18 protein-coding genes and 1 pseudogene are annotated in these 20,105 nt (G+C 48.2%); 12 read left to right on the top strand and 7 right to left on the bottom strand.

Annotated elements, in window-relative coordinates:
- Nucleotides 1-325 (top strand): annotated as a pseudogene (locus tag NG792_RS21015) (hypothetical protein); the annotation flags it as partial.
- An 85-nt stretch (nucleotides 326-410) separates the two neighbouring features.
- On the opposite strand, the gene NG792_RS21010 reads toward NG792_RS21015, so the two are convergent.
- From NG792_RS21010 to folD, 3 genes are all read right to left on the bottom strand, one after another.
- A complete protein-coding gene (locus NG792_RS21010; RefSeq protein ID WP_261197264.1) occupies nucleotides 411-866 on the bottom strand; it encodes a divergent PAP2 family protein in 456 nt (151 codons plus the stop codon).
- A 15-nt stretch (nucleotides 867-881) separates the two neighbouring features.
- Nucleotides 882-1,808, bottom strand: coding sequence for a geranylgeranyl diphosphate synthase CrtE (gene crtE, locus NG792_RS21005; RefSeq protein WP_261197263.1), 927 nt, complete (start codon nucleotides 1,806-1,808; stop codon nucleotides 882-884).
- 294 nt (nucleotides 1,809-2,102) lie between these two features.
- Complete coding sequence (folD, locus tag NG792_RS21000) at nucleotides 2,103-2,981, bottom strand: bifunctional methylenetetrahydrofolate dehydrogenase/methenyltetrahydrofolate cyclohydrolase FolD (RefSeq protein WP_261197262.1); 879 nt, start codon at nucleotides 2,979-2,981, stop codon at nucleotides 2,103-2,105.
- A gap of 58 nt (nucleotides 2,982-3,039) precedes the next feature.
- Here folD and NG792_RS20995 point away from each other — a divergent pair, with 58 nt between their 5' ends.
- Nucleotides 3,040-3,282 (top strand): hypothetical protein, encoded by a 243-nt coding sequence (locus NG792_RS20995; RefSeq protein WP_261236689.1) that lies wholly within the window; start codon nucleotides 3,040-3,042, stop codon nucleotides 3,280-3,282.
- Nucleotides 3,283-3,377: 95 nt separating this feature from the next.
- Here the strand turns inward: NG792_RS20995 and pruA are convergent, their stop codons facing one another.
- The gene (pruA, locus tag NG792_RS20990) at nucleotides 3,378-6,356 is read right to left on the bottom strand and encodes an L-glutamate gamma-semialdehyde dehydrogenase (protein ID WP_261236688.1); all 2,979 of its coding nucleotides are present in this window, start codon (nucleotides 6,354-6,356) and stop codon (nucleotides 3,378-3,380) included.
- A gap of 28 nt (nucleotides 6,357-6,384) precedes the next feature.
- Between pruA and NG792_RS20985 the strand changes: the two genes are divergently transcribed.
- Nucleotides 6,385-6,525, top strand: a complete 141-nt coding sequence (locus NG792_RS20985; RefSeq protein WP_261236687.1) for a hypothetical protein — start codon at nucleotides 6,385-6,387, stop codon at nucleotides 6,523-6,525.
- Nucleotides 6,526-7,096: 571 nt separating this feature from the next.
- A complete protein-coding gene (locus tag NG792_RS20980) occupies nucleotides 7,097-9,043 on the top strand; it encodes an adenylate/guanylate cyclase domain-containing protein (RefSeq protein WP_261197256.1) in 1,947 nt (648 codons plus the stop codon).
- Nucleotides 9,044-9,267: 224 nt separating this feature from the next.
- On the opposite strand, the gene NG792_RS20975 is transcribed toward NG792_RS20980, so the two are convergent.
- Nucleotides 9,268-10,584 (bottom strand): D-alanyl-D-alanine carboxypeptidase, encoded by a 1,317-nt coding sequence (locus NG792_RS20975; protein WP_261236686.1) that lies wholly within the window; start codon nucleotides 10,582-10,584, stop codon nucleotides 9,268-9,270.
- Nucleotides 10,585-10,849: 265 nt separating this feature from the next.
- Here NG792_RS20975 and plsX point away from each other — a divergent pair, with 265 nt between their 5' ends.
- The 4 genes from plsX to NG792_RS20955 all read left to right on the top strand — a co-directional run bounded on the left by plsX (nucleotide 10,850) and on the right by NG792_RS20955 (nucleotide 14,923).
- A complete protein-coding gene (gene plsX, locus NG792_RS20970; protein ID WP_261197254.1) occupies nucleotides 10,850-11,917 on the top strand; it encodes a phosphate acyltransferase PlsX in 1,068 nt (355 codons plus the stop codon).
- Nucleotides 11,918-11,982: 65 nt separating this feature from the next.
- Nucleotides 11,983-13,014, top strand: coding sequence for a beta-ketoacyl-ACP synthase III (locus tag NG792_RS20965; protein ID WP_261236685.1), 1,032 nt, complete (start codon nucleotides 11,983-11,985; stop codon nucleotides 13,012-13,014).
- 209 nt (nucleotides 13,015-13,223) lie between these two features.
- Nucleotides 13,224-14,105, top strand: a complete 882-nt coding sequence (gene fabD / locus NG792_RS20960) for an ACP S-malonyltransferase (protein WP_261236684.1) — start codon at nucleotides 13,224-13,226, stop codon at nucleotides 14,103-14,105.
- A gap of 179 nt (nucleotides 14,106-14,284) precedes the next feature.
- Nucleotides 14,285-14,923: a lysophospholipid acyltransferase family protein gene (locus tag NG792_RS20955; RefSeq protein WP_261197251.1), complete on the top strand. Its 639-nt coding sequence runs from the start codon at nucleotides 14,285-14,287 to the stop codon at nucleotides 14,921-14,923.
- 415 nt (nucleotides 14,924-15,338) lie between these two features.
- On the opposite strand, the gene NG792_RS20950 is transcribed toward NG792_RS20955, so the two are convergent.
- Together NG792_RS20950 and NG792_RS20945 are read right to left on the bottom strand one after the other, a co-directional pair.
- A complete protein-coding gene (locus tag NG792_RS20950; RefSeq protein WP_261236683.1) occupies nucleotides 15,339-15,950 on the bottom strand; it encodes a YdcF family protein in 612 nt (203 codons plus the stop codon).
- A gap of 183 nt (nucleotides 15,951-16,133) precedes the next feature.
- Nucleotides 16,134-16,769 carry an LAGLIDADG endonuclease gene (locus NG792_RS20945; protein WP_261236682.1) on the bottom strand — a complete coding sequence of 212 codons (636 nt, stop codon included), beginning with the start codon at nucleotides 16,767-16,769 and terminating at the stop codon, nucleotides 16,134-16,136.
- Nucleotides 16,770-16,993: 224 nt separating this feature from the next.
- Here NG792_RS20945 and NG792_RS20940 point away from each other — a divergent pair, with 224 nt between their 5' ends.
- From NG792_RS20940 to NG792_RS20925, 4 genes are all read left to right on the top strand, one after another.
- Nucleotides 16,994-17,263, top strand: a complete 270-nt coding sequence (locus NG792_RS20940) for a hypothetical protein (protein WP_261236681.1) — start codon at nucleotides 16,994-16,996, stop codon at nucleotides 17,261-17,263.
- Between the two features lie 187 nt (nucleotides 17,264-17,450).
- On the top strand, nucleotides 17,451-17,687 hold the full coding sequence (locus tag NG792_RS20935; RefSeq protein WP_261197248.1) for a hypothetical protein: 237 nt from the start codon (nucleotides 17,451-17,453) through the stop codon (nucleotides 17,685-17,687).
- A gap of 394 nt (nucleotides 17,688-18,081) precedes the next feature.
- Entirely contained in the window at nucleotides 18,082-19,020 is a 939-nt protein-coding gene (locus NG792_RS20930; protein WP_261197247.1) for a ParA family protein, read from the top strand.
- Between the two features lie 109 nt (nucleotides 19,021-19,129).
- Nucleotides 19,130-19,855 (top strand): hypothetical protein, encoded by a 726-nt coding sequence (locus NG792_RS20925; protein WP_261236680.1) that lies wholly within the window; start codon nucleotides 19,130-19,132, stop codon nucleotides 19,853-19,855.
- The last annotated feature ends 250 nt before the right edge of the window (nucleotides 19,856-20,105 follow it).

Raw genomic sequence — 20,105 nt, 5'->3', positions numbered from 1 at the left:
TCCTGCGGGTGTAGCGGCTACCCCCAGTCCTCTCCCGGTCGTCCCCTCAGCCGGGGCCTACAATCCGCAACCCCTGGGAAACGGTTATGCCGTCTTGGTGGATTTTTTCAGTAATCCCCAAGTCGCTGCGGAGTTGTGGCAAATCTTGAGAACCGATATCGGATTAGTGTCCTATGGACAAAGACCTTATCTGTTAGCCACATCGACCAGAGAACAAAACCGGGCCAATGAACTCTTGCAAACCCTGAGCGATCGCGGTTTTTTTGCAACTATCGTAGATAGCGGTAACGTAATTTTATTAGACAGCACCGTTCAGTTGGACTAATGCAGTCTCCGGTTCCCTCCCCCCTGTTTTGGGGAGGGGACCAGAGGTGGCTCAAACGGGTTTAGTCTCCCATTAGTTCGGTTATTCAATAGGTTTGACCTGCGATATAGGCAATACAAACCCCTAAAATTGCCCCGACAATCACCTGAAACGGAGTGTGACCCAGGAGCTCCTTTAAACGGGCTTCATTCAAATCGTGGTCTTCGCTAAAAAACTCATCCACAATTTGGTTGAGGATGCGCGCTTGCTTTCCGGCAGCTTGTCGGACTCCGGCGGCATCATACATCACGATCACAGCGAAAATTGTAGCCAGGGCAAACTCGGTACTATTCCAGCCTGCGGTTTGTCCGATGCCCGTTGCTAACGCCGTAACCAACGCCGAATGGGCGCTGGGCATTCCGCCGGTTTCCACTAGAATACGAAAATTAAACTTGCGATTTCTCGCCAGTTCGATCGCTAACTTCGCTGATTGAGCGATCAAACAGGCTAGGGTTGCAACCAGCAGCACGCGGTTGTCGATGATATTGCCGATCTCCTGCATGGTGTTTAGCGCCTTTTAATGACTGCGGTTGGTGATAAAGTCCGCGAGGGTGAGGAGGGGGAGAGCCTTATTTCCAAAACTCGCCAATTCTGCCTTAGCCTGCTCAATTAAGGCTTGAGCCTGCCTGGTCGATTCTTCTAACCCCCAAATACTCGGATAAGTTGCCTTTTGCGCTTGTAAGTCTTTTCCTGCGGTTTTGCCCAACTCTTCCTGAGTCTTCGTAATATCGAGAATATCATCAATGATCTGAAAGGCTAACCCAATATTTTGGGCATACCGGGAGAGTCGTTCTAAATCCTCATCAGAAGCGCCACCTAAAATCGCCCCACAAGCCACACAGGCTTCGAGTAAAGCCCCGGTTTTATGGGTGTGGATAAAATGGAGGGTTTCCACGGTGGTATCAGTTTTGCCTTCGCATTGCAAGTCTACCACTTGGCCCCCAACGACCCCTTCTGCCCCAAATGCATGAGCTAATTGGGCGATCGCCTTCAAAACCCGAGGTGCTGGAACATTCTGAGTTTGAGTTGCCACCACTTCAAAGGCATACACCAACAACCCATCACCCGCCAAAATCGCGATATCTTCTCCGTAAACCTTGTGATTCGTCAGCTTACCCCGGCGATAATCATCATTATCCATCGCCGGAAGGTCATCATGGATTAAGGACATGGTATGCACCATTTCCAAAGCACAAGCGGTTGGCATCGCCATTTCCACCGTACCCCCAACCAGTTCACAACTGGCTAAACACAAAATCGGACGGAGACGCTTGCCACCCGCCAACAGGGAATAGCGCATCGCTTCATAAATTGTTTCTGGGGGCTTGATCGGCAGAGATTGGTCCAGTGCAGCTTCTACCAAAGCCTGCCGTTCCCCTAAATACGTTGATAAATCAAATTCGGATTGTTTCCTCGCGGAATCCGTATCGTTGGTTAAAACCATCCCTTCCTTCCTCGTACTTGTCTTATGAGCTGACGATTCCACCGCTGGAGGCGGTTGGCATTGATGATGAGCTTACGCTGCTTTTGGCACCGTTTACAAGTGATCTAGGCGACTGACCCTAAACCTGGCAACCGGGCTAACTTTGGCCGCTTGCTGCTCCTGGAGTCTCAAACTATTGTAAGGGTTTGAGGTATTTTTACCACTTGAATTTTTTGGAAAATCATAGGGCGAAAAAGGGAGCTCTAAGGGGCTACTTTTGGCTCCCTTAGAACTCCCTCTCTCAAAAATCAGTCTTTACTCTAATCCTAAGCGCCGGATATAACTCTCTACAGTATTCTGTAACAGCAGAGTCACGGTCATGGGTCCAACCCCGCCGGGAACTGGGGTGATAAATCCAGCCACATCTTTGGCGGAGTCATAGTTGACATCCCCGGTTAGCCTGGATTTGCCTTCATAATCGGTGACGCGGTTGATGCCAACATCGATGACGATCGCCCCGGGTTTGACCATATCAGCGGTAATCAGTTCAGGACGTCCGACGGCCACCACTAGGATATCGGCATTGCGGGTAATTGCGCCTAAATCCGGCGATCGCGAATGCGCCATTGTGACTGTTGCATCCGCTGCCAACAACATTAAGGCGATCGGTTTGCCAACCAGGATACTGCGCCCGACAATTGTCGCTTGTTTGCCTTTGGGATCAATGCCATACTCTCTTAGCAGGGCCATCACTCCAGCCGGAGTGCAACTACATAATCCCGGTTCCCCGCGCATCAACCGTCCCAAATTCACCGGGTGCAATCCATCCACATCTTTATCGGGATGGATGTGATTAATGGCAGCAACCATATCCAGATGATTCGGTAACGGCAGTTGTACCAAAATTCCATCAACGCGATCGTCCTCGTTGAGTTCGGCGATCGCCTGCATCAATTCTTCTTGAGTTGTTTCCTTGGGGAAATGTCGTCCGTAGGAGGCGATTCCCACTTTTACACAGGACCGTTCCTTGTTGCGAACATAAGCAGCAGAGGCAGGATTATCCCCCACCATCAGAACCGCCAACCCAGGCGGGCGACTGGCTTTCTGTGCTAACTCTTCCACCTGCGATCGCAGTTGACCTTGAATCTTTTCAGCGACGGCTTTCCCGTCTATGATAACGGCTGTTTTGGACATGATAGGCTTGGGAGTTGCTGGAACACTCCGGCTACAGCGGTGAATATTGCTCTCTTGATTGTCTCATAGTCTGGATGGGGGAGTTGGGGTGGATGGGGGAGTTGGGGTGGATGGGGGAGTTGGGGTGGATGGGGGAGATGGGGAGGATGGGGAGGATGGGGAGGATGGGGAAGATGGGGGAGATGGGGGAGATGGGGGAGATGGGGAGGATGGGGGAGATGGGGGAGATGGGGGAGATGGGGGAGATGGGGGAGATGGGGAGGATGGGGAGGATGGGGGAGAAGTTCAACGTCACGACTGAAGTCGTTTCCCCCTTTCATAGCGGAAAAAAACTTGTATCGCAGCAACTGGCAGGGGTTCAAAACCCCGCCAGTCTGCAAGACTTCTCAATCCTCCTTAATCCACGCCTTCAATCGGCGCAAATCCTTGCCGCTGGACGTTCTCACTCACATGACGGGGTTCTAAAAATTGCAAGAGGTAATCCGGTCCTCCTGCTTTGGAACCCACTCCCGATAATTTAAACCCACCAAAGGGTTGCCGCGCCACGATCGCCCCGGTAATCCCCCGGTTAATATAGAGATTCCCTACTTCAAATTCGGCGTAGGCGCGCTCAATATGAGAAGGAGTCCGCGAATATAACCCGCCAGTTAAGGCAAAATTCGTGCCATTGGCAATGGCTAACGCTTCATCAAAATCTTTAGCCCGAATTACCGATAATACGGGACCAAAAATCTCTTCTTGGGCGATCGCAGCATCGGGTTTGACATTACTAAAAATTGTCGGTCCAATAAAATAACCTGTCTGAGGAACTGCCATTTCTAGGACTAATTCCGCCTCGGCTTTCCCTTTGGCAATATAACCTTGAATGCGATCGCGTGCATTGGCATCAATCACGGGTCCCACTTGGGTACTCGGTTCCTCAGCCACTCCCACATTCAGCGATCGCGTCGCTTCCACTAACCGATTCACAAAGGTTTCATACACGGGTTCTAACACAATCACCCGCGAACAAGCCGAACATTTCTGTCCACTATATCCAAACGCCGATTGCACCACCCCTGCCACTGCTGGATCGAGGTCCGCACTTTCATCGACAATCACGGCATTTTTGCCACCCATTTCCGCAATCACCTTTTTCAGGTGTTTTTGTCCCGGTTGCAAAATTGCCGCTTCTGCATAAATTTGACAGCCGACTTCTTGGGACCCGGTAAACACAATGGTATTCACATCCGGGTGTTTTACAAGATGAGAACCCACGCTTGAACCTTTACAGGGAATATATTGAAAAACTCCTGCCGGGATTCCCGCTTCTACTAAAATTTCGGCAAATTTAGCAGCAATTACCGATGAAACTTCCGCCGGTTTTAACAAGGTGCAATTTCCAGCAACCAAGGAAGCAACTGTCATGCCAACGGGAATGGCAAAGGGGAAATTCCAAGGAGAAATAACAACGGTAATCCCCCGAGGTTGATAATGATAGCGGTTGGTTTCTCCTGCGACATCGTAATTCACGCCGCTATTGAGTCGTTCCATTTCATCGGCATAATAGCGACAAAAATCAATTCCCTCGGAGATTTCTGCATCACATTCCCGTAAGGGTTTGCCGACTTCTAATACCATCCAGGCGGATAATTCATGGCGGCGTTGTTCCATTAATTCTCCGGCTTTGCGAAGCAAGTTCGCCCGATCGCCTGCGGGGGTGGTGCGCCATTGAGTTAAGGCGGATTTTGCAGCAGCGATCGCCTGATCGGCTTGTTCCACGGACATTAACCCAATTTTGCCAATCACTTCGCTAGGATTGGAGGGATTAACAGAATTAACAATATTCGGCGCATTGACGCGATCGCCATTAATTAAAGGCAAATAAGTTTTACCCAATTGTTGACGAACGGAGGCTAATGCCGCTGCTGCTTCTTCCCGTTCTTTCGTCTTAGCATAATCGCGATCGGGTGCAGCATTGGGTAAGGCTTTATTGTGAATGGCGATCGCCTCATCTCCATTCGTTTGGGGGGGTCCGATTAAGCTTTCAATTGGGCGATCTTCCTGACTTTGCCGCACAAATGAACTATTAGCGGTATTTTCCAACAAGCGACGAATTAGATACGCCATCCCCGGGAGTAAATCCCCATAAGGACAATAAACGCGCACTCGGTATCCCTGTTGTACTAAGGCTTTTGCGAGTTTATCTCCCATGCCGTAAAGCACTTGCATTTCAAAGCGACGGCGCGGGATATTCAGGGTTTGGGCAATGGCGATCGCATGGGCTTGCGATCGGACATTATGAGACCCAATTGCCGCATATAGATACTCATGATTTTCTAGCAGTAATTCGGTCATCTGTTCAAAATTAACATCGGTTGCTGCTTTATCATTATAAACAGGTTGTGGCCAATGTTTTTGAATCGCTTTAATGGTTTCTTGGTCCCAATATGCACCTTTTACTAAGCGCACCGTCACCGGATTTCCCCGTTCTTTCGCCCAGTCAATCAATCCTTGCAAATCTTGCTTACTATCGCGTAAATAGGCTTGCAAGGTAACTCCGATATCCGTGCGAGTGCGGAATTCTTCTTCCATCAGCAATCGCTTAAGAATGGATAGGGTGAGGTCTTTATAATGATACTGTTCCATATCAAAATGGACCGCTGCCCCAACTGTTTTAGCGTGACGTAGGAGGGTGCGAATGCGATCGATAACCCGCGCTTCACTGCCCTCCGCATCAATCGGGTCAAATTGGGAATAAAATGCCGTTAATTTGACTGAAACCTGCACTTGGGGAATGGTTTCCCCATCCGCTTCATCAATTTGAGGAACCTTAGACCATTTCTTAGCTACATCGGTTAGCTGAGTCATCAAATCGAGGTAGCGTTCTAAATAAGATTGCGCTTCAGGTTCGGTAATCACTGCTTCCCCAAGCAAGTCCATTGTAAAGGCCATTTTGTCCTTCCGCAGACGTTCAATGGTTTTGAGGGCTTGCTTAATGTTTTCCCCGGAAATGTATTTTTGTGCCAGGGTTTCTACGGCAGTGGATACGGTGGTAGCGGCAATTTGACCGGGAACTGAGTCCCCTCCGCTAAACCCAATTAGTTTTTTGAGGGCGTCGGGGAGTTCGACTTCTTCCACCGTCAAATATTCTTGTAAGTGACGGGCAATTTCTGGTTTGCTTCGTAAGGCGGGGAGACAGTCAATAAAGCGAAATAGCTGGACCCGTAAACCGGGGTTGCTCATCGCCCAATCGAGTATTTTATCATCCCAGCGCATTTGGTCTTGCAGTTGGGCGAAAAATGAGCGCTTTTCCTGGGTTGCCGCCAGGAGTTGCTTGGCAATTTCTTGAGTTTTGGCTTCGTAGGTTGTGTTTTTGGACGCTTGTACTACCACGGCTGACTTTACCCTTTTTTGAGGCTAGATGATGGGTCAGGTCTCCGACGCGATCGCGCCTTTGACTGCCAAACTCAATATTATAGCTTTTTTTGAAGTTTTGTTCAAGAATAATCCCAGTTGGAAGATGAAAATTTCCAGCATTTCTACTCAGGTTACTGATGAATAGTAGCCCGATTTAATGCAATAAATTAGTGAGGATTTTAAAAAAATAACACGGGTACAGGATCCGGTTGTCATAAATGTAATAAAGTTCTGCAGTCTAAAGGCTTTCAGCTTTTTATCTGGAGTTTAGACTAAGCCAAAGTTGGCCTACCAGCAGGTGAGCCACTGTTAAAAGGCTTTCCTAAGTGGCACTCCCTTAGTCTAACCTTTAGAAAAGGACGCTAAGACAGGCTGGCTAGAATAACTGATTCAAGAATCTACACCTGTGCCGCAGATAGATACCGTAGATCAAGATGGTCAAGCAGAAGAGGAGAATAGTATGTTAGAGCTTATGTAGTCGCTGAGTTCAATCTGGACTGACACAGCCTGGGGGAGTGGTGTGATGCAATTCCCGCCCCATCTTAATAATGGATTCCTTTTCCCTACCACTCCCAAATCCCTAGGACTGTTTCATTAATGCCAATTAAATTCCTCTTAACTTATGGTAGATATCCATGTCGGAAGAAGTCGCTATGCTGGGTAAATCAAGAAGGTCCTTATCACTTGGATTTTTCAGGAAAGTTCCCCTACAAATCATGCTAATTGTTCCATTTGTGGTCCAAACATTTGGAGCAGTGGCTGTTGTTGGTTATCTTTCCTATAGAAACGGTCAAAAAGCAGTAAATGATGTAGCTACTCAGTTGCGGAATGATATTAGCGATCGCATCAAGCAAAATCTAACTTATCTGGTTGCTATTCCCTTTCAATCGTTTGAAAGCTATGATGTAGCTCTGAGCCAAAACCGCATCGATCTTAATAATGGGAGAGACGTAGAGAAGTTTTTGTGGGGACAACTCCCTGCCTTTCCTCTTGTTGCTACCACAGTTTTTGTTGCCGCCAATCAGGAGATGTTTCTTGGTGAGCGGCAGGATGATGGCCAGCTCGTCATCCGTGCTTCGGAGGTAGAAACTAACTACGCTGTGATTACCTATACCGCCAGTCCAGAGGGGGAACGCCGGAAAATTATCAACGTCGGGAAACCTAACTTTGACCCCCGCAAACGCTCCTACTATACAATTCCAGTCCAGCAAAAGCAAGCTTTTTGGGGGAAAGTGTTTAGTCACGTTACAGGTAAATACCTATACATTGGGGCTGGCAAACCCATATATACCAAAACTGGAGATCTCCAAGGAGTGTGGATGACCAGCTTAAATCTGGTAATGTTTGGGGATTTTTTAAGCCAACTTAAAATCGGTAAAACTGGACAAAGTTTTATTCTGGAACGTTCTGGAGAAATGATTGCCACCTCTACAGGGGAAAAGCCCTTTCAATCTTACCCAGACAAGGGTGCCCAACCGCCAACCCAACGAACTGAACGACTCAAGGTTGTCAATAGTAGCAATGCCATCACCCAAAAAGCGAGTCAAGCTTTGCTAGAGCAGTTTCATGATTTTAAAAATATCCAAGCATCTGATCAACTGAAATTTACCGTCGATGGTCAAAATTATTTTGTCCGAGTCGATCCTTTTCGAGATAGTAAAGGTATTGATTGGTTAGTGGTGGTGACTATTCCAGAAGCAGATTTTATGGAGCAGATTAATGCCAATACTCAGACTACAATCCTGCTCTGTTTAGCAACTTTGATTTTGGTAATTGTGTTGGGTATCCTGACCGCTCGCCGGATTATCCGTCCTGTGGAGCGGATCACTATTGCTTCGGAAGCGATCGCGCAGGGCAATCTCAACCAACAAGTGGAGGTTAGTTCCATCGTTGAACTTGGCAAATTAGCCAATGTTTTTAACGGCATGACCAGACAACTGAAGGATTCTCTTGATGCCATCCATTTGGCAAATGAAGAGTTGGAAGCTAGAGTGGATCAAAGAACTGGAGAACTGCGCCAAGAAAAAGAAAGGTCAGAACAATTACTTTTGAATATCTTACCTGCGGAAATTGCCGAGCGCCTCATACGGACTAATGAATCCCCTGCTGAACATTTTGAAGAAGCCACGATTTTGTTTGCGGATATCGTAGGTTTTACTACTATTTCAGCACGAATAGAGCCGATGCAATTGGTAGCAGGTTTGAACCAAATTTTTTCGGCCTTCGATCAACTCACTGAAAAGTATGGCTTAGAAAAAATTAAAACCATTGGGGATGCCTACATGGTAGTGGGTGGTTTACCCGTTTCTCGACCGGATCATGCTGAAGCGATCGCTAACATGGCGTTGGATATGCGCGCCTATATGCAAGAGGTGGAGTATATTTTTGGGGAATCTCTACAAATTCGGATCGGGATTAATACGGGTCCTGTAATTGCCGGAGTAATTGGGATTAAGAAATTTATCTATGACCTCTGGGGTGATGCAGTGAATGTCGCCTCAAGGATGGAATCCCACGGGAAACCGGGATACATTCAAGTCACCGATGCGACTTATCTCAAATTACATAATAAATACTTACTAGAGCCAAGAGGTACGATCAAGGTCAAGGGAAGAGGAGAAATGATGACCTATTGGCTTTTGGGTCGGCGGGAGGACTGTTAGCCACTAGCACTCGATATCCTGACAGGTATTGGCGCTTATTTTTGGGAGTCCTCAAGTCAAGAAGTCAGAAACCGGGTTTCTTGCCAATTTTTTGCTAATTGTCACCGATGGGGATCAGAAACCGGGTTTCTTAACTGGGGTAAGGAGATGTCAGACAAAACAACCTTAATTCAAGGAAGTTAATAATTTTAAAATTCCCTGGTATAGAGTTATTTGCTAAGAGGTTATCCCCCATATTCAAATAAAATTTCATTGCGTTTAACGGCATCTAAATGACCTTGACTGGAATACCCATCAAACAGGTTATGAACTGCTGACGGAGGAAGTAGTTTCGTCTGCCAGGTCTGTAAAAATCGGGTTAAGAGTTTATCTTGTTCTTGTCGAAATCCATCTAAATAATTGCCTCGGTTGAGAATGGCAAAACAAATCCACCCTTTATCCTGGGTGGGGAGAATTCCAGCCAGGGCGCTGACATCCCATAAAGTGCCAGTTTTTACAACTGCACCCCCGGGAATCGCTCGGTAGTCCATTGTTCCGCCATCCCGACCCGAAACGGGAAAGAGGTCACTTAAGGTGAGGTTTTGGGGTTGTAAAAGTTGTTGAATTGCCATAAACATTCCACAAGCAGCCCGGGGAGAAATTTGGTTTTCTTGTCCTAAACCAGACCCATTAATCAGTTTAATTTCTGATAGGGGAACTCCGGCAGCTTCTGAGGAGAGTTTCCGAACTTTGTTGACTCCGCCCAAGGCATCGGCTAACATTTGGGCCATGACGTTGTTGCTGTAAATGTTCATTTGTTGCAACAGATCACGCAAGGGCAAGGACCGATGGCGGACTAAGAGGGTTTGGTTGGGAATGGGTTTGTCAGCGATCGCAATTTGTCCGGCGATCGCCACTTGGGGTTTCGGCGTCCCCGGTGCCATTTGCCAATAGGCTTGGGCCGCCTCCTCAGTCCACAGACTCTCGTTGAGTGCCTCCCGCAACATTTCAGCACTCACCTCGGGATTCTCATAAAAATTCATGGAAAAGTTGCCGGTAATAATTAAATTACCCGTCACCTGACGAATTCCCATTTGATTGAGAGTATTTCCCAGGACGATCGCCTCTTCCCAAATGAAAAAGGGGTCATCTCCTCCGGTGACAATTAAATCCCCTTGTAAGACCCCATCGACAATTTTGCCCGTGGTCCCTATCAGGATTTCAAATTGATGATCGATGTCCCAAGTTAATAAAGCAGCTAACGAGGTGGCAACTTTTGTAATTGAAGCGGCAGGAAGGGGAACTGTCCCCTGGTGATTCGCTAGGAGTTGATGACTCGATTGCACCCAGACCCCTTGCCCTTCCCTCTGGAGGCCCTTGGCGACTAATCCCTGCAAGTATTGCTGCACCTGTTGGTCGGTGGGTGGATCGGCGATCTCTGCCAGAACATAGCCGGGAATCGCGGGTCCTAGGACTAACTCCACGGCATTTTCCCGAGAGAGTTTTAGCCCCGTCATATCCAACCACACCGAGAGCAAACCGGAACTGAGTAAATCCAGCATTACCACAAATTCTTCAAGCGTTCTTTATCCTTTTTACAAGGTTTTGTACGCGATACCCTAAAAAGACGCCTGGAATCAGGGGGGCGATCGCCACTTCATAAACACCCAGATTTCCCTTCTAAACCGGGTTTTCCAAGGCTGCACCCAGTAACCCCTTCCCCGGAAAAATACCCAAAAAAAAATTATCCCTAGAAACGGTTCAGAAGAGTTATGCGTTGGTTTAAGGCTTCTGGTAAAATTTGTAAGGTTTCTATGACTTCGATCAATGGGATCTTCACGGGCACGGATCGCTATAGATGCTATGGGCGGGGATAATGCCCCTGCAGCAATCGTTACGGGTGCGCTTCAAGCCGCCTCTGAGTTGGACGTAGATGTTCTTTTGGTCGGCGATCCTCAAAAGATCGACTCCTGCATCAAAGAACATCAAAAAGACGCCAATTTCCCCAATCTGAATCAGGTGGAAATTATTCCGGCTGAGGAAGTAGTGGAAATGCACGAGGAGCCTTTAAGCGCTTTAAAACGGAAGCGCAACGCTTCCATTCGAGTGGCTATGGAATTGGTGAAAAAGAACCAAGCTCAGGCCATTGTTTCAGCAGGGCACTCCGGTGCGGCAATGGCAGCGGCCCTATTACATTTAGGGCGGCTGCCGGGAATTGACCGGCCAGCTATTGGTGCCATTTTTCCGACTATTGTTCCTAATAAATCCGTTCTGATTTTGGATGTGGGGGCGAATGTGGACTGTCGTCCCAAGTTCCTCGAACAGTTTGCGGTGATGGGAACGATTTACAGCCAATACGTTTTGGGGGTAGAAGAACCGAAGGTCGGACTACTCAATATCGGCGAAGAACCCTCCAAGGGCAACGATCAGGCCGTTCGCACCCATCAGATGTTAGTTGACAATCCATTGGTTCCCTTTTTTGGGAATGCGGAAGGTCGCGACATTCTGTCGGGTAACTTTGATGTGATCGTCTGTGATGGCTTTACCGGCAATGTCGTCTTGAAGTTCGCTGAAGGTCTTGGGGAAATTGTTTTAAACATTCTCAAAGAAGAGTTGACCCAGGGAATTATGGGGAAAATGGGGGTTACCCTGTTAAAACCGAGTCTGAAACGGTTTAAGCAACGCGTCGATCATGTGGAACGGGGTGGCGGCTTATTATTGGGAGTAGCCGGAATTTGCATTATTACTCATGGCAGTTCCCAAGGCCCCACGGTTTATAATGCGATTCGCTTGGCAAAAGATGCGATCGATCACAATGTGCTTGATCGAATGCAATCTCAGTTTGAATCACAAAAGCAGCTCACGACAGTACCCGAACCGACGGCTGAAAGTTGACGGCTAAAAGTTGACGACACCGATCTGGCTGCGATCGCGCCTTTGGATACTCGAAACAACCGCGTATGACTCAAGAACCGACCGAGGGAGAATCTAGTTTGAAAGAAATAGGGGTAGGCATTGCAATTACAGGAAGCGGTTCAGCGACTCCAGCGAACGTCCTAGACAATCAAGCGCTTTGTCAGATGGTGGAGACTTCCGATGAGTGGATCGAGTCTCGCACGGGAATTCAAGCCCGACGCGTGGCTTCTGTGGAAGAATCCCTCACGGATCTGGCAACTCAGGCGGCATCCAAGGCAGTCGCTATGTCCGGTCTCCAACCCACAGACCTGGATTTGATTGTTCTGGCCACTTCAACGGCAGATGACCTGTTTGGCAGTGCTTCCAAAATTCAGGCCAATCTAGGTGCAACTGGGGCCGTCGCCTTCGACCTCACCGCTGCCTGTTCTGGGTTTCTGTTTGGGTTCGTCACCGCTGCCCAATTTATCCGCACGGGGGTCTACAAAAATGTCCTCGTTATTGGGGCAGATGTGCTCTCGCGCTGGGTGGATTGGGGCGATCGCCGTACCTGTATTCTCTTTGGCGATGGCGCGGGGGCTGTGGTTATGCAAGCCAATACCACTCGCGATCGCCTCCTCGGTTTTGAGTTGTGCAGCGATGGCACCCAAAATGACTGTCTGACTCTGGCTTTCCAACCCCAAGAGAAAGCCCTCACTCCAAAGGTTTCAGTCGGCCAAGGCTCCTACCAGTTCATCCAAATGAACGGGAAAGAAGTCTACCGCTTCGCCGTCAAACGAGTACCAGAAGTGATTGAAAAAGCCTTATATCGCGCCGATATCCCGGTCGATCGCGTGGACTGGCTCTTGCTCCATCAAGCTAATCAGCGCATTCTCGATGCCGTCGCCGTCAGACTTAAGATTCCCACTCATAAAGTCCTGGGCAATCTCGCCAACTATGGCAACACCTCCGCCGCTTCTATCCCCATCGCCTTGGATGAAGCAGTCCGCGAAGGCAAAATTAAACCCGGCGATGTCATTGCCGCTGCCGGTTTTGGTGCGGGACTGACTTGGGGCTCTGCCATTTTTGAATGGGGCTAATTGATAGAGTTCTAGGCTTCCCCAACGGTGTAGCGTTCCCGTAGAAAAGAGTGGGGCTTTTACAGTCGGGCTTACTCGCCGGAAGGCGATCAAGCTATAGCCTGCTATGACGCAGGCTAGGCACAAACGGGCTTTTAAAAACCAAATGGGGTATGAGCCAACTTCTTTACCCTCTCTTTTTTGACCTAATAATCACGACCAATTGACAAATGACAAAAACAGCATGGGTGTTTCCCGGACAGGGTTCCCAAGCCCTAGGCATGGGTGTAGATTTAGCAAACCTACCCATTGCTCAAGAAAAATATGCCGCTGCTGAGACGATTCTCGGCTGGTCCGTTTTGGACATTTGCACCAACGCCGAAGATAAACTCAGCAGCAGTCTCTACACGCAACCGAGTCTCTATGTTGTAGAAAGCATTCTGGTTGATTTAATGCGCGATCGCCATCAACAACCAGACCTCGTTGCTGGTCATAGTTTAGGCGAATATGTCGCCCTCTATGCCGCCGGTGTCTTTGACTTTGAAGCTGGTTTACAACTGGTCAAATATCGCGCTGAATTAATGAATACCGTCGCCGGGGGTCAAATGACGGCCCTCATAGGCTTCAACCGGGAACAGCTTGACGCTCAAATTAGTGCCACTCCTGATGTCGTCCTCGCCAATGACAACAGCGATGGACAGGTGGTGATTTCCGGAACTCCCGAAGCGGTAGAGTCCGTAATTGCCGCCATCAAAGTCAAACGGGCAGTCAAATTAAATGTCGCCGGGGCCTATCATTCCCCCTTCATGGAACCCGCACAAGCTGAGTTCCAAAAAGCTCTCGATGCCGTTCCCTTTACCGATGCGATCGTTCCGGTTCTGTCCAATACCGACCCCACCCCGGAAACCAAAGCTGAGGCGTTAAAACAGCGTCTCTCCAAGCAGATGACAGGTTCGGTGCGCTGGCGGGAAATCATGTTACAACTCCCCCAAGAAGGCATCGAAAGCGTGGTCGAAATTGGACCGGGCAAGGTTTTGGCTAATTTAATCAAACGCGCCTGTTCCGATTTAGCCGTCGAGAATATCAGCACAGCGGCTGACTTACCGGCATAATTTTCTCCAAAACAGACGGAGTTTGTTTTAACCCCGCACCCTCAAGGGTGGGGCTATAGGGACAAAGCCTGCCTACGCAGCGTCATGGAGAAAACAGGTCGTTGACTGCCGGATTTGGTATTAATTCCTCATTTTTCCTTCCTTAGTTTCCATTCCTCATTGTTGATTGCTGATTTCTTGTGGAAAAAACCCGCGAACCTGTTGCCAGCTTAATTCTGTATAACTTGTTAAAGTGGTCTGTGATTAGCCCCATGCTGCATACCTACTTTTGGGGACGGATTTATGGCGCTCAAAATGTGCCCCTGTCCGGCCCTCTGGTGGTGGTGAGCAATCATGCCAGTGATTACGACCCTCCGATTCTGGCTAGCTGTATGAACCGTCCGGTTGCTTTTATGGCAAAGGAAGAGTTATTCCAGGTTCCGGGTTTAAAACAGGTGATTTCTTTGTATGGGGCCTATCCAGTCCGTCGGGGAGAGAGCGATCGCGCAGCAATGCGATCGGCACTATCTTCCCTAGAAGACGGTTGGGCAACAGGGCTATTCTTAGACGGCACCCGCAGTCCCGATGGTCGCATTCACAACCCCAAACTCGGTGCTGCCCTAATTGCAGCTAAGGCTAAAGTACCTATATTACCAGTGAGTCTCTGGGGAACTCAGGCGATCGTCAAAAAAGGCAGCATCGTTCCCAAACCCGTTCCGGTAACTATCCGCATCGGCGAGGTGATCCCCGCCCCATCTTCCACGAAGCGAGAGGAGTTGGAGGCGATCACTCAGAAGTGTGTTGAGGTAATTCATGGGTTACATGATTTAGGCCGATGAGGGGAGGATAGGGAGGATGGGGAGGATGCTTACAAGAGTATGTTTTTTAAGTGCAAGGGGATTCTCCTTAGATTAACTCCATCTCCGGTCCCCTCCCCTTAGCAAGGGGAGGGTTAGGGTGGGGTCTTCCTGACGTGGCCTGCGCCACGTCAGGAAGAATTAGTGGGTGAGGTGCTCGTGACGTGGCAAGATCCAAGTCACGAAAAAAGAGGTTGGACCAGCACCCATACAGGCGCTTAATCTTTAAACAGTGCGTTATGTAGCGATCGCCCAAAAAGAACCCCACCCTAACCCTCCCCTTGCTAAGGGGAGGGAACCGGAGATGGAGTTAAATGTAAAAAACCTATTCTTGTAAGTCTCCCCCATCTCCCCATCCTCCCCATCTCCCCCATCCTCCCCATCTCCCCCATCCTCCCTAATCCTCCTCCCCGTGGGATGGGGCAAACCTGGCCCCGGTGTGTCCGGTGGTGAGCCATAAAATGGCTCTGGCCCCATCGCGAATGGCTTTTTCTATGGGCTCGGGCGATCGACCCGAGGGGACGGGGAGGGGTTTGAAGCTGATCCCCCGACTCCCTAAGACAATCTCCCCAATCACTTGGGCACGGCGCATATGATCATCGGAAGTAATCAAATACACACTCTCGATCCCCTGGGACTTTAACTGATCCACCAGGGTGGTGAAATTGGTGACGGTATCTTGAGCTTGATAGTCTAAATGCACCCGTTCTAGGTCAATCCCCGCTTGGGAGAATACCCATTCGGCATATTCTGGATTGCTGCCTCCCGAGACCCAGATTTTTAAATGGGGATTTTTTCGGGCAAATTCGGCGGCAAATTCTTCTCGCTCTAAAGCTCCCCCCAAGACTAACAAGGCTTGGGGGGTATCAATATAGTTTCTGATTTGTTTGTAGGCGATCGCGCCCAGCAGGGACAATCCCAACAGCAGCCCTACCAAAGATCTGCCTGGGGACCGCTTCGTTTTTGCACTCCCGTGAAGTCTTCCTTTCAGACAGATCTTCAACAACATATCTCTAGTTACCAACTATTGATGCAGTAGTCACCGAACAAGCAACCCAGTTCGTGATCCACGAACCGGGTGGAAGTTTTCGTAATATAGACTAACAGAGAACGGGACTGGCCGGATTTGAACCGGCGACCTAGCGCTTCAGATTTGTGTGAGTTTCCTCACTCTCTGGACTATTCCTTCACCTTAGACTTGCGGTCCGTAGGTGGTGGCCGTTACGTTTGAGGAGGTTTTTACTTTGTAGCGTAGACTCTCCGGGACGTAAGGGGTAATGAAACCGAGAAATCGTTTTCCCTCTTGAGTCCCCATTCTGAGTCGATAACCATCCGAAGTTTTACTCAGCCCCCACTTAAATCCCCAAATTTCCGAAAAATAATCCATAATGATTTCATTTTCGCTTTTGGAGAGGCCGGTGTTTAGATACACTTCTAGGGCGTGAATTTTCCCATTCCTTTTTTTAAAGGACTTGGACCCTCTATCTAAAAACCATAAAGCGATTCCGGCGGGAGTTAAGAGGTTCAGAAACTTAGCGGTGACGGTTTTGATCCCGCCGCAATAGAGTTTCCTTACCAAGACCCGAGTTAAGGGAATCAACTTCGGTTCTAAACGGAGGATTTCCTCTCCCCGGTTGGTGGTTCGAGGTCGGATGCTAACCGGCTGTTGGGTGATTTGTTCAAGAAGTTGTTTTTTAAACAAAACGTACTTCTCTTGGGTGGCTCGATGGGGAATATAGAAATTGTTTTGATTTCTTTTTCCCTGACCCAATAACATCCCCACTAAAACGCCGCGTTGTTCTACTTTGGATGTGACATTTAAGTCCATCTCTAAGGGCTCTCTCAAACCAGTCTCTGCACCTTCCTTTGACAGCTCGAATCAGAGGGGGACCGGATCAAAAGTCAATTCTTTCCGGTGCCTGCTGTTGTTTAGCCGTTCAAAGGCTTGGCTCAAGATTACCCTATCTGTTACCTGGCTTTCGATTGGAAAGGGGAAAACAGACTTAGGCTTTCTTGAATTTGACCACATTCACTCCTGGAGTTTCCTCCAAGGTGCCCGATGCTTCAGGAGGCGCTTGCTCTATCCAACTGAGCCACAGCCCCAAGGCTAAACTAATTGTAGCAGAAGGGGGGACAACTCGTCTGCTTTTTTGCGGGTTTAGGGTGTTTTACGGGGACGAGGCGATCGCCGATAAACCATTGATTTCGCGGGGGATTCTGGGTTGGAATCCAGGGGTGGGCAGAGGCGATCGCTCCGTCCCGGTCAGGGTCCTAGACCCCAGCCAATCTCCTCCCCACGGAGGAAGAGATCTGGGTCTGTAGAAAGGGGACAAACAATCGGATTGTGATCGCCATCACCTCACGAGTTTGGTGTCATCACCTCAATACGGGAAAACGCCTCACTATCCAGGGTAGGAAACATCACAGAAATCAGGAAATGCTCGTCACTGAGAAGCTTTGAGGAAAGGGCGATACTACAGTCATTAAAGAACAGAAGAGGAACCTGACTATGATTCGTATCCGGGACATTGTGCAACAAGCATTGGCAATGGGTTATCTGACGGTGGAAGCTGAGGAGCAGCTTAGAGATCTCCTCAGTGCCAAATATGATTTGGAAGACCTCAATGCCTTTATGACTTTACAGCACGCGAGTATGTCCGGGCGGATTAAGCAGCAGTCTAGGGTCATCCGCTACAAGACGACGGCTGAGGATAGGATAAACCAGGCATCCCGTCAGGCGGGATAACCAATTGGGTTCCACCCTATTTTCGGGTGGGGTTAATTGCTGGGCGCAGAAACTCTTTTGATAAAAACTGTCAATTAAAGATTGCAGATTTGCCAGAAGCGCATCATCAAGGGATCCGGTGAGGGTACAGGGGCGATCGCCTCTCCGGGAAAGTTCCATTAAACTCGATATGTTATCATTTTTAGAATTTTTTATGGAATTGGGGTAGAGCAGCGTGATATTGGAGATTGCTCTCATTTCCGGACCCCAGTGCCATCGGTGGTGTCGTGATGGAAAAAAATCCTCTAAGGGGTACAACCCCCAAAGGATTAGACCCATCACCCCCTATAATAACGGGGATAACCGAGGGGGCTTATTAGTCCTAGCGTGCATCAAACTCAGGAGAACTCACGGCATGGCATACATTATCTCAACCATCAATATGAAGGGAGGCGTCGGAAAAACCACCCTAACCGTTAACCTAGCCGCCTGTTTAGCCAAAGATTATCAAAAACGAGTGTTAGTCGTAGATCTGGATACTCAAATTAGCGCCACCCTCAGTTTAGTCTCTCCTCACGACTTTTCTAAACTGCGGAAAGAAAAACGCACCTTAAAGCATTTAGTCAATGATTTTATTCAACCCATTGACCAAAAATCATTACCTATTCAAGATATTATTAAACCCTATATCGGCACTGTTAAAGGATTAGACCTCTTGCCCGGGGACTTAGAAATTTATGATGATTTCATGGTATCCGAAGTCCTCCACAAAAAAGCCTTGCGTCTCGGTAAAGATAACTTTGAAGAAGTTTGGACTAAATTAGAGCAAATTTTAGTCCGGGGAATTTTAGATCCAGTCATGAAAGATTATGATTTCATCATCCTAGACTGCGCCCCCGGTTACAATTTATTGACTCGAAGCGCCTTAGTTGCTAGTGATTACTATCTTCTACCTGCCAAACCTGAACCGCTATCTCTGATTGGAATTCAGTTGTTAGAAAGACGAATCAACCAACTTAGGGAAATTTATAAAAACGAAAATCCCCTTGATTTAGAAATGGTGGGAATTGTGTTTACTATGTCTGGAAATTTACTCACAGGTAGATATTACCGACAAGTCATGCGCCGAGTCCATGATGATTTTGGAGAAACCAAAATTTTTAAAACTAGAATTCCAATGGATGTCAATGTTTCTAAAGCGGTGGATAGTTTCCTCCCCGTTTTTCTAACTCATCCCACGTCCATTGGGGCCAAAGCATTTTCCCAGTTAACCGATGAATTTATGCAAAAACTTCAAATCATAGTAGAAATGAAAGAGCAAAGAAATAAATTGAATTTAGTTAATTTAGACTAGATTGGTACTCAATAAAAGATTTTTTTATAACGGTCATTGTCAGGTTTTCACTCGGGCGCTAAGCTATGAAAATTGCCGCCGATCGCTCTCATTTTGTGCGCTGTAGCTGTTGCTATCTTCTGAATTCCAACAACGGGATACAGACTTGCGATCGCAGCTCGTCAGGGGTTACAATGAGTCCTTTCCATCTACTGAATCCGGGCAACGGGATGAAACCATGATTTGGCTAAGTTCGGGTTTTAAAACCGCGTTTCTGGCTGGAGTTGCTGTTGTATCTGGGCGCTTATGCCAGCCTTTTCCCTTATTTTTTCCGGTGGTTCTGTTTTTGGGAATAGCCTATTCTTACCGCCTGCTGGAATGGATGCGTTGCCGATGGCAGGGTCAACCCATTCCTTGGGTGCAGTTGCGCTGGCACAGTTGGCGAGAAGGAGTCAATGGATTAATTGTTTTATTTGTATCACTCTTCGTCGCTCTCTTCCTCTCCCTCGTAGTCACGGGAGGAACCCTGGTTTTAGTCTTTTCTATACTTTCTGCGGTTTTGGGGGACTCGTTGACTTTGGAATTAGCTGGGGTATTTGGACGTCAAGTAGGGTATAGTGTGAGTCCCCGTCTCTTTTTTGGAATGGCAACGGTGTGGTTTGCGATCGCTACGGGTCTTTACCGCTATGAGTCTTGGGCGCAGCAACGGCGAAAATCACGGAAGACAACTCCTCATCCCCCATTCCCAGTCAAATCTGGCCCACTAGATCCCGTGGATCTGGATCTTGATCGCCTCCGCAGTGATTTAGGGTTGACTCAGATGAAAGCTCGTCAACGGCGTAAATCCAAACGGTAATTTACTTCAAAAATAGCCTTAGTAAGAGATACATTGTTTTTTCTTTTGTGATTTCAGGCAAATTATATATTTGAGGCACAAAAACCCGGTTCATTTCCTCACTTTGAGATCAGTTTCGGGGCCTAGAAACCGGGTTTCTGGGGAGCATCTTGGACCAAGAGATCCCAACTAGAGCAGCTTGGGAGTGCGAGCAAAATGCTCCCTATCTGGAGTCCCCGCTTTCTTTGGGAGGATTTGGCTCGCTATCTTG

It is taken from the genome of Laspinema olomoucense D3b, assembly GCF_025370785.1.
Classification (GTDB): Bacteria; Cyanobacteriota; Cyanobacteriia; order Cyanobacteriales; family Laspinemataceae; genus Laspinema; species Laspinema olomoucense.
Note: the sequence above shows the minus strand (reverse complement) of the source record. Positions and strands in the feature narration are given on the sequence as shown.

Bases quoted from the DNA above. Each gene is read 5' to 3' on its own strand.
- folD (WP_261197262.1), bottom strand. From the start codon at position 2,981: ATGTCCAAAACAGCCGTTATCATAGACGGGAAAGCCGTCGCTGAAAAG.
- NG792_RS20950 (WP_261236683.1), bottom strand. From the start codon at position 15,950: ATGTTGTTGAAGATCTGTCTGAAAGGAAGACTTCACGGGAGTGCAAAA.
- plsX (WP_261197254.1), top strand. From the start codon at position 10,850: ATGGGATCTTCACGGGCACGGATCGCTATAGATGCTATGGGCGGGGAT.
- crtE (WP_261197263.1), bottom strand. From the start codon at position 1,808: ATGGTTTTAACCAACGATACGGATTCCGCGAGGAAACAATCCGAATTT.
- NG792_RS20935 (WP_261197248.1), top strand. From the start codon at position 17,451: ATGATTCGTATCCGGGACATTGTGCAACAAGCATTGGCAATGGGTTAT.
- NG792_RS20965 (WP_261236685.1), top strand. From the start codon at position 11,983: ATGACTCAAGAACCGACCGAGGGAGAATCTAGTTTGAAAGAAATAGGG.
- NG792_RS20930 (WP_261197247.1), top strand. From the start codon at position 18,082: ATGGCATACATTATCTCAACCATCAATATGAAGGGAGGCGTCGGAAAA.
- NG792_RS20980 (WP_261197256.1), top strand. From the start codon at position 7,097: ATGCTAATTGTTCCATTTGTGGTCCAAACATTTGGAGCAGTGGCTGTT.
- NG792_RS21010 (WP_261197264.1), bottom strand. From the start codon at position 866: ATGCAGGAGATCGGCAATATCATCGACAACCGCGTGCTGCTGGTTGCA.
- NG792_RS20945 (WP_261236682.1), bottom strand. From the start codon at position 16,769: ATGGACTTAAATGTCACATCCAAAGTAGAACAACGCGGCGTTTTAGTG.
- fabD (WP_261236684.1), top strand. From the start codon at position 13,224: ATGACAAAAACAGCATGGGTGTTTCCCGGACAGGGTTCCCAAGCCCTA.
- NG792_RS20985 (WP_261236687.1), top strand. From the start codon at position 6,385: ATGATGGGTCAGGTCTCCGACGCGATCGCGCCTTTGACTGCCAAACTC.
- NG792_RS20975 (WP_261236686.1), bottom strand. From the start codon at position 10,584: ATGCTGGATTTACTCAGTTCCGGTTTGCTCTCGGTGTGGTTGGATATG.